This window comes from Mycobacterium sp., from assembly GCF_036488105.1.
Lineage (GTDB): Bacteria > Actinomycetota > Actinomycetes > Mycobacteriales > Mycobacteriaceae > Mycobacterium.
Map to the genome: position 1 here is coordinate 1 of NZ_DASXHW010000131.1, position 12,259 is coordinate 12,259.

A 12,259-nucleotide genomic window follows, 5' to 3' on the forward strand; every position below is an offset into this window, starting at 1 on the left:
GCGGCCAATCGGGCGCCAGAGCCGCTACGCCACAACTGATTCCGCCTCGGCTGGGAGCCAAGCTGCGCCCGTCTGGCCAACGCAGCTGGGGCTGGGTGCTGGCGTTGATCCTGATCATCCTGGCGCTGGCCGCGATCGCGGTGCTGGGCACCGTGCTGCTGACCCGCAATGACAGAAAGCCGAACGCGTCGCAGGAAGACCAGGTCCGCAGCACCATCAAGAGTTTCGACGCCGCGGTGCAGACCGGCGACCTGACCACGCTGCGCAGCATCACCTGCGGCAGCATGCGCGACGACTACGTCAACTACAACCAGCGCGACTGGAGCGACACTTACCGTCGCATCGCGGCGGCCAAGCAGTATCCCGTCGTCGCCGACATCGACCAGGTCGTGGTGAACGGAAACCACGCAGAGGCCAACGTCACCGCGTTCATGGCCTACGCGCCGCAGACCCGTTCGACCCGCAGCTTTGACCTGCAGTACCGCGACGATCAGTGGAAGATCTGCGAGTCCAACTCCGGCTAACGCCGAATCAGCTTGGCGACAAAGACTTTCCGTTGCAATGCAGGTCGTTGCAGGCCTCGATAACCCGCTCGGCCATCGACGCCTCGGCCTTCTTGAGATAGCTGCGCGGGTCGTAGACCTTCTTGTTGCCCACCTCGCCGTCGACCTTCAGCACGCCGTCGTAGTTGGTGAACATGTGCCCGGCCAGCGGTCGGGTGAAGGCGTACTGGGTGTCGGTGTCGACGTTCATCTTGACCACGCCGTAGCGCAGCGCCTCTTCGATTTCCGACTTCAGCGAACCTGAGCCGCCGTGGAAGACGAAGTCGAACGGCTTGGAGCCGTCGGCCAGGCCCAGCTTGGCCGAGGCCACCTTCTGGCCCTGATCCAGGATGTCGGGGCGAAGCTTGACGTTGCCGGGCTTGTAGACGCCGTGCACATTGCCGAACGTGGCGGCCAGCAAGTAGTGGCCGTGCTCGCCGTGCCCCAGAGCGTCGATGGTCTTCTCGAAGTCCTCGGGGGTGGTGTACAGCTTGTCGTTGATCTCGGCCTCGACGCCGTCCTCTTCACCGCCCACCACGCCGATCTCGACTTCCAGGACGATCTTGGCGGCGGCGGCCAATTTCAGCAGCTCCTGCGCGATTTCCAGGTTCTCGTCGATCGGCACCGCCGAGCCGTCCCACATGTGCGACTGAAACAGCGGATTCTGGCCGGCGGCTACCCGCTCGGCCGAGATCGCCAGCAGTGGGCGCACGTAGGTATCCAGCTTGTCCTTCGGGCAGTGATCGGTGTGCAGGGCCACGTTGATCGGGTACTTGTCGGCGACGACGTGGGTGAACTCGGCCAGCGCCACCGCACCGGTGACCATGTCCTTGACCGCGAGGCCGGAGCTGAATTCGGCGCCGCCGGTGGAGAATTGGATGATGCCGTCGCTGCCCGCGTCGGCGAAGCCTTTCAGCGCGGCGTTGACGGTCTCCGAGGACGTGCAGTTGATCGCCGGGAAGGCGTACTCGTTCTCCTTGGCGCGCCGCAGCATCTCGGTGTAGACATCTGGCGTTGCGATTGGCATGAGTTCTCCTCCTGAGCAGGTGTTGCGCAAGCCCGCGGCCGCCGGCCCGGCAGCCAAAGTCGTCATTAGTATCGCAACACCGTCGGGACATCCGCAGGCCAGCCCGGACCGCGCCTGGTAATCGCCGGTCCGCGGCGCCGGTATCTTGAACACCGTGAGCACCGCCGTGGTGGCCCTGCCCAACATCCTCGACCCGATGTATTGGATCGGTCCCCAGGGACTGTTCGCATCGGCTGTACTGCCGACGATCCTGGCCATCGTCTTCGTCGAAACCGGTCTGCTGTTTCCCCTGCTACCCGGTGAATCGCTGCTGTTCACCGGTGGCCTGCTGGCCGCGCACGGCACACTCGATATCTGGGTGCTGGCCCCGGCCGTTGCGCTGACCGCGGTCCTTGGCGACCAGACCGGTTACTTCATCGGCCGCCGGATCGGGCCGGCGCTGTTCAAGAAGGAAGACTCGCGGTTCTTCAAGCAGCACCATGTGACCGAGTCGCACGCCTTCTTTGAGAAATACGGGCCCGCGGCGATCATCCTGGCCCGTTTCATGCCGTTTGTCCGGACCTTCACGCCGGTGGTCGCCGGGGTGTCCTACATGCGCTATCCGGTGTACCTGGCGTTCGACATCGTCGGCGGCATCCTCTGGGGCGGCGGCGTGACAGTCGCCGGCTATTTCCTGGGCAACGTGCCGTTCATCCACCAGAACCTGGAAAAGATTGTTCTGGCCATCCTGTTCGTGTCGATGCTGCCGGCGTTCATCGCCACCGGCCGGGCATACCTGAAACGCCGTCGCGCCGCCAAGGACGACGAGGACCAGCTGACCGTCGCCGACTAGTGTCTATCGACGTCGACTGTGTAGCTTGTGTGGGTGAAAAGGGCGAAATCACCGTCATAACCCGCACAGTCGGTGCGTCCGCTCAGGGATGCAGAGCTGGCAATTACTGCACCCGAATTAATGACTCAGGACTCTAGCTACGCCGGCCGGAACGTCATCGCCACGCCGTTCATACAGTAACGCAGGCCGGTCGGCTGGGGGCCATCGTTGAAGACGTGGCCGAGGTGCCCGCCACAGCGGCTGCAGAGCACCTCAGTGCGCGACATTCCCGCGCTGTTGTCCTGTTGCTCGAGGACGGCGTTGTCCATCACCTTCCAGAAGCTCGGCCAGCCGGTTCCGCTGTCGAATTTGGTCGTTGACGAGAACAGGGCCTGGGCGCAGCCCGCGCACGCGAAGGTTCCGGAGCGGTGCTCGTCGTTGAGTGGGCTGCTGTAGGGAGTCTCGGTGCCCGCCGCGCGGAGCACCTCGTACTGCTGTGGGCTCAGCAGGTGCCGCCACTCCTCGTCGGTGTGGTTGACCTCGAACGTTTTGATCGGACCGCGCGGCGCGCCGGCGGCGTTGAAGGCGCTCAATGCACCGGCACCGGCCAGCACACCAAGCCCGGTGCCGAGCAGCACGTGCCGACGGGTCAGAGCCGGACGCGACGGTGTCGAAGCGGTCATCTCTCCAACATACGACGGATCCTCAGACGGCGACCTTGAAGTCGCAGCCGGTCTTCGCACGGACATCGGCGACGGTGACCCCGGGATGCAACTCGATCAGCGTCAGGCCGTGATCCGGCTCGACCTCGAAGACGCACAGGTCGGTGATGATCATGTCCACGACGTTCTTGCCGGTGACGGGCAGCGTGCACTGCTTGAGGATTTTCGGGCTGCCGTCTTTGGCGGTGTGATCCATCGTGACGATCACCCGTTTGACGCCCGACACCAAATCCATTGCGCCGCCGGGGCCTTTGACCATCTTGCCGGGCACCGACCAGTTCGCCAGGTCGCCGTTCTCGGCAACCTCCAGCCCGCCCAGGATGGACAGGTCGATGTGGCCGCCGCGGATCATCGCAAAGGAGTCGGCGCTGCTGAAGAAGCTCGACCCCGGAAGGTTGGTGACGGTCTGTTTGCCGGCGTTGACCAGATCGGCGTCGACGTCATCCTCGGCCGGATAGGAACCGATGCCGAGCAGCCCGTTCTCGGACTGCAACGTGACGCTGATGCCCTCGGGAATGCAATTGGCCACCAGCGTCGGGATGCCGATACCGAGGTTGACGTAGTAGCCGTCACGCAACTCCTGGGCGGCGCGCTGAGCCATCCGCTGGCGGATCGGGTTGTCGTTCTTCTGTGCGGCGCCGCCGCTGGTGGTACGGAACTCGATCCGCTTTTGGTAGTCGGCGCCCTCGATGATGCGGTCCACGTAGATGCCGGGCGTGTGAACCAGGTCAGGATCCAGCTCGCCGACCTCGACCAGTTCCTCCACTTCGGCGATGGTGACCGTGCCGCAGGAGGCGATCATCGGGTTGAAGTTGCGCGCCGTCTTGCGGTAGACGAGGTTGCCCGCCTTGTCACCTTTCCAGGCCTTGACGATGGCGACGTCGGCCCGAATACCTTCTTCCAGAACGTATTCGGTGCCATCGAAGACCCGGGTGTCTTTGCCTTCGGCGAGCTGGGTGCCGAAGCCGGTGCGGGTGTAGAAGCCGGGAATCCCGGCGCCGCCGGCACGGAGCTTTTCCGCGAGCGTGCCCTGCGGCGTCAGCACGAGGTCCAACTCGCCGGTCAGCACCTGGCGCTCGAACTCTTTGTTCTCGCCGACATACGAGGCGATCACCTTCGTCACTTGACGCCCCTTGAGCAGCAGCCCCATGCCGAAATCGTCGACGCCGGCGTTGTTTCCGACGATGGTGAGGTTCTTGACGCCGCTGTCCACCAGTGCCTGGATCAAGTTTTCCGGGATGCCACACAACCCGAAACCGCCTGCGGCGATGGTGATTCCGTCCTTCAATAGGCCATCCAGAGCCGACACGGCATCGGGGTGGACTTTAATCATTGCCGGTCCCTTCGTTGACGGTCACGGCGTGTGCGGCCTCCATCAGCATCCAACCGGACAGCTGCACCGAGAGGTCACGCTCGGGGATCTCCGAACCGGTGACCGCTCCCCCGACGAACTGCGCCTGCTGCCCGCCGGTCGTCGGCAACTCGGCGGGCCGATCCCAGAACGGCCCGAACAGCGGCAGCCCCTCGACCGTCTGGCGATTGTCCCAGGCCGACTGAGCTGACGTCAGCACGATTTCACGGGCGCTTTCACGGGCCTTGGCATCCTCGGCAGAATCGCCGGGCAGCGTGGTGGCAACAAGCGCCAGGTAGCGGGCGGTGATGCCGGCGAACAACCCGCCGTCCCCGCCACCGGAGCCGCGCAACACCCCGCCGGGCGCCATGTGTTCGTCGACGGCGGCGACCAGGCGATGCACCCGCGGCGCGTGCCGGTCGTCCTGGGTGCGGGCCGCCAGCTCGGTCTCCAGCCCCAGCACCACGCCCTGACAATAGGTGTACTCGGCGCGAACCAGTGAACCCGCCTTGATGCCGTCGAAGACGAGGTGCTGCTCGGGGTCGATCAGCGTCTCGTCGATCCAGTCGGCCATCTGCTGGGCCCGCCGCAGCCGGTCGCCGTAGCGCGCCAGGAAGAGCCCGGCCGGCCCGTTGGCCGGGGCGTTGAAGAACTGGTCCTGCTTGCGCCACGGGATGCCGCCGCCGTCTTCGGGCACCCACGCTTTGACCAGTTGATCGTTCAGCTGGTGCAGCGCCCGCTCGCGGTCGACGTGAGCGATCCGGGACGCCCGCTCCAGCGCGAGCGCCAGCCACGCCATGTCGTCGTAGTAGCTGTTGACCCAGGATCCGTTGTTACGTAGTCGATGTGAGCGGATCTGTCGCTCGATCTTGATGCGGCGCTCGGGCTGTGGGTCGCGCTGCTCGGCGTCGACCAGGCAGTCCAGCAGATGCGCCTGCCACCAGTAATGCCAGCCGCCGAACCATCGGTCGCGACGGGCCGGTGGCCAGGCCACCACGCCGAGTTGGGTGCCAGGTAGCGCCCAGAGCCGTTTCAGATGCCGGCCGGTGACAGCGGCCTCCGCGCTGACCGCCCGGTTGACCCATACCTGATCCATGCCTGCAGATCCTGCCCTACCAGGCAGGCGCGCAAGCGGGCATCCTTCCGGGAACTTTTTGTCCCGGTTTTAGTCCCGGAAGGATGCCCGCTGAGGGTGCGAGTCGTAAGAACTGCAACCCAGCCGACTGCCCTATCCCCTCAGCAGGGCAGTCACGTTGTCGCGAACGTCAAAGGCGATTCATCTCGCGCGCCATGCAGGCGTTCTCTAAATACGTGTAGTGCTTCGGGTAGGCGCGACGCGCTGGACGACCTTCTCGCGTCGATGGAGCAAGCGAGCGCTGCATGGCGGCCAGCCGGACGTGGGTCGCCTCGAACCACCGGCGCCGGGTCGTCGGTTGGGCCCGTAGCGCAACCGCGGTGCCAACCGCAACCTCGTGCTCGCTGATCAGGACCGGTGCCGGGGAAACCAATCGCTCCCGGGCCTCGTCAAGGTTCTCTCGGGCCTCGTCAAGGGTGACGACGGCAATGCTTTCGGTGACCATTTCATTCCTCCGTCGGTGAGATCCGCTGCTGAAATCGTTGATCGCGGTGGATCAATCGATGTCAGTGGCGCACTACTGATATTTCGCAGCGATGCGGCGTGATACCACCGGGAGGCAGATAAGTAGTTCTAGCTTGAGGCGGGGCCATGACCCAGGAGGCGGCGATGGACAGCAGCCAGATGCAACGGCTGGTCGACGTCCACATGACGGGCCGAAAATCACGGCGACATCGACGCAGCGGTGGCGGTGTACACCGAGGACGTCGAGCATGACGTCGTCGGATTCCCCAACAGCCCCAGTCGCGGTAAGGACGCGGCGCGCAATTTCTACGCCTACCTCACCGCCAACTTCCGCAGCGAGAGCTGGGATGTCCTGCGCCAGTTTTTCGCTGACGACGCGATGGTCCTCGAGCAGCTCATGACCGGCACGGTGATCGGATCACTGTTTGGGCTGCCGGGTAACGGACGACGTATCAGTTTCCGAATGATGCATGTCTTCGAGTTCCGCGACGGATTGATCAGTCGGGAGAACATCTGGCTGGATACTGCGGCGGTAGCCGATCAATTGAGCTGACGTGCGCCGTGTCATCCCCGGTGCGACGGCAACAGCCCCGCGAGCTCGTCACGGTTGGACGTGCCGGTTTTGGCCATCGCTTTGTAGATGTGGCTTTCGACGGTGCGAACCGACAACGTCAGCCGGGTCGCGATATCCCGGTTGGACAGCCCTTGCCCGATAAGCATCACGATTTCTCGTTCGCGGTCGGTCAGCGGCAATCGTTCGGCCGCCTTGCGCAGAGTTGCCGTGCGGGCGCCGCCACATTGCTCGGCCAACGCTTCGGCCCTTGCCGAGCATCCCAACGCCGACCCGCGTAGGTCGTGGTGCCGGTAGGCGATGGCTGCGTGCGCCGCCGCATCGACCGCAGCGATCAAATCGCCCATATCCTCGAATTCGGCTGAAACTGCGGCTAATTCGGCACCATCGTTGTCGAGCAACGCTTCAGCGAAACGGGCGGCCACGCCGGCGCGGGGCCCTTCAACGATCGCTGCAAGCTCTCGCAGTCGAGGCCCGCAGGAACGCTCTCCGAACTGCGTAGCGGTTTGTAAGCAGATCACCTCGGGCGCGAATTGACCATTGCCCCTGGCTGTTTCGGCGGCATCAAGCGAGTTCATGATGGCTTCGCTGATGGCCCCCTGCCCGGCGGCAACCCATGCCTTTGCGATCTCGTACTCATAATCGAGGTATCGCCAGCTGGGATGTCGCTGCTTTTCGAGTTGCCCGAGCAAGGCCGCTGCCTCATCGGTCGAGCCGCGCATCGCGAGGGCGGTCGTCAGCGGAATCTGGCAGCGATAGCCCCACCCGTTGGAGTCGGTGGAATCATCTACGGTTTCGACGGATTGGGTCAAAAGGGAAATCGCGACGTCGAGTCGCCCACAGCCAAGCGCCGCTCTGCCCACCGCGAGGGAGCCGACTTGGAAAGACTGAAATGCCCGGAACTCGATCTGGCGTTGTCGTATCGTCTCCGCCGGGGCCCCGGCGTCGGCGATCTGGCCGGCTAAAAGTAGGGCGCCGATGTGGGCGTCGGTGATGATGACGAACGAGCGGATCGGGACGGGGTAACCGGCCTTTGCCGCTGCTGCGGCTGCGCCGGCGCGGCCCGCTTCTCCGAGCGCAAGGGCGAGGGCCCAGGCGGTCACTCGCTGGGCGACGAGGTCGGGTAGCTCCTGCCAGCTGAACTTGCCCGATGATTCGATGGCCGCTTGCGGCTTGCCCATCGCCGCCCAGTACACCGCCAGAAAGGCGTCGATACAGCTGCGTGCCTGCGGACCTGCGGCGCGGGATGCATCGTCGATGAGTTCCTTTGCCCCCACCGGATCAGCGAGGGTGAACAGCCGATTGGTGGCCCGCAGGAAAGCCATTCGGCCGTACACCGCGTCGGCCAACTCATCTGCCTGGATACCGGCAAGCAAATCATCGGCTTCCTGGCCACGGCCGGCACAGGACAAGGCGTAGGCGCGAATGAGTTTCGCGTCCGCGGCCCCTCCTGCGTGAATTGCCGCTGCGGTGAGTCGATCGGCTAGGGGAAATTCCCATAGCCACACGGCGCCGGCGGCCGCCCGAACAAGCAGGTCTGGATCGGGATGGAGGTCGGAGTCGATCATCAGCGTGGCTCGGCGCACAACCATGCGCATGTCGTCACGATCCCCGGATGTGGCCAGTTCGGCGGCGACCAGCCCACGCAGCCGTCGCAGCCTGGTGGGGGCTGCGCGGCTACGCCGCACCTCGCCGTAGAGCGGGTGCGCCAACCGTGCCTCTACCCGATCGCCTACTTGGTCAAGAGCGATGAGGCCGCGGATGTCGGCCTGTTCGACCGCAGCCGGATCGGTTATCCGGGTGAGCGACCCGAGTTCGATCGGTTCGCCCACGGCGAGGGCGTCGATCACGTCGCTAACCGAGCTGGGCAGGCCTCCGATCCGTCCTTCGATCAGTTCGACCAGGCTGGGCGGTAGGACCGGATCACCGAGCCAGCGCCAACACCCGTCCTGCAGCTTGAGCCGTTCGTCAGCAACTTCCCGCTCGACGATGTTTCGCAGATACAGCGGGTTGCCGCGGGTCAACGTCCACAACCGCTCGGCAGCCTGCGAGTCCAGCGAGCCGCCCAAGGTTGCCGAGATGAGCGCTGTTAATGCGGCTTTGGACAACGATTCCAGGTCGAGGCGGTCGAATTGTTCGCCCTGCCAAAGCTCCCGCGTCGCGGTGGGAACCGGTTCTCCGTCGCGGATGGTGAGTATGACTTTCGCGGCGCGGCGCTGAATGACCTGGTGCACAACGAATGTCGACAGATCGTCGAGCAGGGCCACATCATCAACGCCGAGAACCACTGCCCTGCCCGGGGACGATGAAGTCAGCGAGGCGATCACGCCACGGACTAATTCAAGGTTGTCCTCGACGGCAGGCACTGCCCATGAGGAGAGCGCCGCCAACGGAATCGACCGCGCCGAGGACGAGCCCACTATCCAACGGACTTCATATTCGTTCGGCGGGATAGCGCTAAGCGCTTCACGTGCGATTCGGCTCTTGCCCACGCCGGCAGCCCCGCAAAGCACGATCCCGGCCGAGTCCGAGTCGAAAATCGCGGCTTCGATGAGTCGCAGTTCCTTGGAACGGCCGGTCAACGGCCACGTCAACCGCACCCGTACAGCCTAAAACGACAGGCCGCCCGTCCAAGGCGAAAGATCAGTATCGGCCTACTGACGGGTCTTCCCGATACCGGAGCGACGATTGCGTCGCGGTTAGCAACCGCTAACGCCGAGCTGAAGTGTTTCGAGCGAGGAGTCGTTATGACAGTCGACGTGATGCCTACCCGCAGTCTCCCGGATGTCTTCGATGCGGGGCTGCCCATCTTGGCGTATGAGCATTTGGACGATCACGAGGCGGCGCACCGACTCGTCGCGCAGGCCCGGAATCGCGCACCGATCGCCATCGGTACCCATGGCCCGGAAATCTTGAGCTACGAACTGGTTCGTAGCGTGCTGCGCGACCCCCGATTCCGCATGCCCAAGGGAATGTTCCTGGCCGCTCAAGGCATAACGTCCGGCGCGATTTGGGATCGCGTCACCGCGAGTCTGATCAGTCTCGACGGAGAGCAACACCACCGCCTCCGCCGGTTGGTATCGAAGGCCTTCACGCCTCGGGCCACCGCACGGCTGCGCTCGACGATCGTCGATGTCATCGCCGAACTCGTGGAACGCCAGACGATGCGCGGGCGCTGCGATGTGGTGACCGACATCGCGCGTCAATATCCGATCCCGATTATTTGCGCGTTACTCGGCGCACCAGCCGCGGACTGGGAGCTGTTCTCGGATTGGACCGACGACATCTTCAAGGCCTTCAGCTGGAACGTCGCCGATGAGGCGGATACCATCCTGGCAGCATGGGAGGCCGTCGACGACTACGTCGACGATATGGTCGCTGACCGCCGTGACGCGTTGACCGACGACCTGATCTCCGAGCTGATCCGCGCCGAACACGATGGCGATCGGCTCGACGCCAGCGAGTTGCGCATGCTGGTCGTGGGTCTGCTGATTGCCGGCACGGACACCACTCGAAACCAGCTCGCCGCCTCGGTGCAGGTGCTCTGTGATCACCCCGACCAGTGGACGCTGCTGGCCGAACACCCCGAGTTGGCCGCCAATGCGGTCGAGGAAACCATGCGACACTCCCCGATCGCTTGGGGCACCCTGCGCATCGCCCTCGAGGATGTCGAACTCGCCGGAGTCAGGATCCCGGCCGGCACACTGGTCGTCGCCAACACCGCTTCGGCCAACCGGGATCCCGCCGTCTACGACAAACCGGACCAACTCGATATCACTCGCGATGGCGCCCACCCAATGCAGACCTTCGGTGCCGGCATGCATTACTGCCTGGGTGCCAACCTTGCCCGGCTCGAACTCGCCGAAGCCCTGACGGTGATGACAAAGCACATGCCGCACGCCCGGCGAACCGGACCGGCCCCGTGGAAACCGTTGACCGCGCTGACGGGACCCACCACCCTGCCCATCGAATTCGACGTCGCACCAAGGCATTAGCGAATCGGTGCCACTACCAGGCGCTCGCCATATCCCCGTGTTGCGTGATCCAGGTATGCATGGCGATCCCGGCCGCGACCGCGACGTTGATGCTGCGTGTCGACCCGAACTGAGCGATCGACACGGTCAGCGCGGCACCAGCGCGGGCGTCGTCGCTGATGCCGGGGCCTTCCTGACCGAACAGCAGCAGGCAGTCTCGCGGCAACGCCGTCTGCTCCAGGCGCTCCGCGCCGGGCACGATATCGACGGCGACCACCGTCAGGCCCGACCCGGCGGCGAAGCTCAGCAGATCGGCCGTGTCGTCGTGGTGGCGCAGTCGCTGGTAACGGTCGGTGACCATGGCGCCGCGGCGGTTCCACCGGCGGCGGCCGACGATGTGCACGGTGTCCACGGCGAATGCGTTGGCGGCGCGCACTACCCCGCCGATATTGGCGTCCTGACCGAAGTTCTCGATCGCCACATGCAACGGATGTCTGCGGGTGTCGATGTCGGCGATGATCGCCTCGCGCGTCCAGTACCGGTAGGCGTCGACGACGTTTCGGGTGTCGCCGTCGCGCAGCAACTCCGGGTCATACCGCGGGTCGTCGGGAAGCGGGCCCTCCCATGGGCCGACGCCGGATGTCGGGACACTCCACTCGGTGGGACCGGGCCCGCTCATTTGATGGTCCAGACCGCGGCGTGGGTGCCGACGATCGCGACGGTCGCGTACAGCAGCGCGTCGTTGAGGTCACCCTGCGTGCACAGCGAGGCGTTGACGTGCACGGCGTCCAGCGACGCCTCCGGCAGGATCAGCACCGACGCCCCGTAGGCCGTGCAGGCGGCGTTCAGGCCCGGGGCAGGCAAAGCCGGCGTGGCGAGCAGCATCATCGGCCCGCCGCGGCCGGCGGAATCGTCGCGATATTTGGCCGCGATGGTGTCGGCCTGCAGTCCGAGCAGCATGTAACCGGTGCCGTTGAACGCGGCCGGGTCACCCAGCGACGCCTGGGTCAGCTGGGTGCCGTCGGCCCGCCACGCGGCGACACTCGTGGATTTGACCACCAGGCCGGTGTCGCTCTCCTTGGTCGGCATTACCCCGACGGGGAACGCCGCCGGGTAGGCCGCTGCGGTGTCGGCGATCCGGTCGCGTGGCGAGTAGAGGTAGACGCCGCGGACGGCGGCACGGTCTTTCATCGGGCCCAGGCATACCGTACCGGTCAGCCGCGTGCCACCGGGTCCGGAAAGCGATTGGATAACTAGGTTTTTCACGCCGTCACAGCTGCCGATGCCGGTGGCTTCCATCGGATGCGCCAATGCGCCGTAGAGGCCGAAGCGGAGATCGCGGGCGTCGGCGTGGGGTTTGGCCGGGTCGGTCGGGGCCGCATCGACGTCGACGAGCACGTAGTCGTCTTGCCAGCGCAGATTCGATATCGAGGTGTTCCAGCCCAGCACCGCCAGTGATTCGCCGATGTGCGCGCTTCCCGCGCCGTAGACCTGTTGGCGTGCAGACTGATTCGAACACGCACAGGCCAGAGCCAACGTCGCCACTATCGCGATGAACGTGCGCACGGTGACTACTGCAGCCCGAGGTCCGCCAGCCCCAGTACGCTGCGGTACGGAAAGCCTTCGGCTTCAATGGCTTCGGCCGCACCGGTGGCGCGGTC

General features: G+C 65.0%; 11 protein-coding genes and 2 pseudogenes. 4 read left to right on the forward strand and 9 right to left on the reverse strand.

What is annotated here, in order from left to right; genetic code table 11:
- Window positions 1-524, forward strand: a pseudogene (locus VGH54_RS06975) (hypothetical protein); the annotation flags it as partial.
- Between the two features lie 7 nt (window positions 525-531).
- Here the strand turns inward: VGH54_RS06975 and fbaA are convergent.
- Complete coding sequence (fbaA, locus tag VGH54_RS06980) at window positions 532-1,569, reverse strand: class II fructose-bisphosphate aldolase (RefSeq protein WP_331511206.1); 1,038 nt, start codon at window positions 1,567-1,569, stop codon at window positions 532-534.
- A 154-nt stretch (window positions 1,570-1,723) separates the two neighbouring features.
- Between fbaA and VGH54_RS06985 the strand changes: the two genes are divergently transcribed.
- Window positions 1,724-2,401 (forward strand): DedA family protein, encoded by a 678-nt coding sequence (locus tag VGH54_RS06985; RefSeq protein ID WP_331511207.1) that lies wholly within the window; start codon window positions 1,724-1,726, stop codon window positions 2,399-2,401.
- 137 nt (window positions 2,402-2,538) lie between these two features.
- On the opposite strand, the gene msrB is transcribed toward VGH54_RS06985, so the two are convergent.
- The 4 genes from msrB to VGH54_RS07005 all read right to left on the reverse strand — a co-directional run bounded on the left by msrB (window position 2,539) and on the right by VGH54_RS07005 (window position 6,033).
- Window positions 2,539-3,063: a peptide-methionine (R)-S-oxide reductase MsrB gene (msrB, locus tag VGH54_RS06990; RefSeq protein ID WP_331511208.1), complete on the reverse strand. Its 525-nt coding sequence runs from the start codon at window positions 3,061-3,063 to the stop codon at window positions 2,539-2,541.
- Window positions 3,064-3,085: 22 nt separating this feature from the next.
- Window positions 3,086-4,435 (reverse strand): 3-oxoacid CoA-transferase, encoded by a 1,350-nt coding sequence (locus VGH54_RS06995; RefSeq protein WP_331511209.1) that lies wholly within the window; start codon window positions 4,433-4,435, stop codon window positions 3,086-3,088.
- On the reverse strand, window positions 4,428-5,549 hold the full coding sequence (locus tag VGH54_RS07000; RefSeq protein ID WP_331511210.1) for a glycoside hydrolase family 76 protein: 1,122 nt from the start codon (window positions 5,547-5,549) through the stop codon (window positions 4,428-4,430). Before VGH54_RS07000 ends, VGH54_RS06995 begins: the two co-directional genes overlap by 8 nt.
- A gap of 169 nt (window positions 5,550-5,718) precedes the next feature.
- Window positions 5,719-6,033, reverse strand: coding sequence for a hypothetical protein (locus VGH54_RS07005; RefSeq protein WP_331511211.1), 315 nt, complete (start codon window positions 6,031-6,033; stop codon window positions 5,719-5,721).
- Between the two features lie 240 nt (window positions 6,034-6,273).
- Here VGH54_RS07005 and VGH54_RS07010 point away from each other — a divergent pair, with 240 nt between their 5' ends.
- A complete protein-coding gene (locus VGH54_RS07010; protein WP_331511212.1) occupies window positions 6,274-6,606 on the forward strand; it encodes a nuclear transport factor 2 family protein in 333 nt (110 codons plus the stop codon).
- Between the two features lie 11 nt (window positions 6,607-6,617).
- Here VGH54_RS07010 and VGH54_RS07015 read toward each other — a convergent pair whose 3' ends face one another.
- Window positions 6,618-9,224, reverse strand: a complete 2,607-nt coding sequence (locus tag VGH54_RS07015) for a helix-turn-helix transcriptional regulator (protein ID WP_331511213.1) — start codon at window positions 9,222-9,224, stop codon at window positions 6,618-6,620.
- Between the two features lie 147 nt (window positions 9,225-9,371).
- Here VGH54_RS07015 and VGH54_RS07020 point away from each other — a divergent pair, with 147 nt between their 5' ends.
- A complete protein-coding gene (locus VGH54_RS07020) occupies window positions 9,372-10,619 on the forward strand; it encodes a cytochrome P450 (protein WP_331511214.1) in 1,248 nt (415 codons plus the stop codon).
- 13 nt (window positions 10,620-10,632) lie between these two features.
- Here VGH54_RS07020 and VGH54_RS07025 read toward each other — a convergent pair whose 3' ends face one another.
- The 3 genes and pseudogenes from VGH54_RS07025 to VGH54_RS07035 all read right to left on the reverse strand — a co-directional run.
- Window positions 10,633-11,277 (reverse strand): RNA methyltransferase, encoded by a 645-nt coding sequence (locus VGH54_RS07025; RefSeq protein WP_331511215.1) that lies wholly within the window; start codon window positions 11,275-11,277, stop codon window positions 10,633-10,635.
- Entirely contained in the window at window positions 11,274-12,164 is an 891-nt protein-coding gene (locus VGH54_RS07030; RefSeq protein WP_331511216.1) for a hypothetical protein, read from the reverse strand. The genes VGH54_RS07025 and VGH54_RS07030 overlap by 4 nt, the downstream gene beginning before the upstream one ends.
- Window positions 12,165-12,169: 5 nt before the next feature.
- Window positions 12,170-12,259 (reverse strand): annotated as a pseudogene (locus tag VGH54_RS07035) (orotate phosphoribosyltransferase); the annotation flags it as partial.

Bases quoted from the DNA above. Each gene is read 5' to 3' on its own strand.
- fbaA (WP_331511206.1), bottom strand. From the start codon at position 1,569: ATGCCAATCGCAACGCCAGATGTCTACACCGAGATGCTGCGGCGCGCC.
- msrB (WP_331511208.1), bottom strand. From the start codon at position 3,063: ATGACCGCTTCGACACCGTCGCGTCCGGCTCTGACCCGTCGGCACGTG.
- VGH54_RS06995 (WP_331511209.1), bottom strand. From the start codon at position 4,435: ATGATTAAAGTCCACCCCGATGCCGTGTCGGCTCTGGATGGCCTATTG.
- VGH54_RS07000 (WP_331511210.1), bottom strand. From the start codon at position 5,549: ATGGATCAGGTATGGGTCAACCGGGCGGTCAGCGCGGAGGCCGCTGTC.
- VGH54_RS07005 (WP_331511211.1), bottom strand. From the start codon at position 6,033: ATGGTCACCGAAAGCATTGCCGTCGTCACCCTTGACGAGGCCCGAGAG.
- VGH54_RS07020 (WP_331511214.1), top strand. From the start codon at position 9,372: ATGACAGTCGACGTGATGCCTACCCGCAGTCTCCCGGATGTCTTCGAT.
- VGH54_RS07025 (WP_331511215.1), bottom strand. From the start codon at position 11,277: ATGAGCGGGCCCGGTCCCACCGAGTGGAGTGTCCCGACATCCGGCGTC.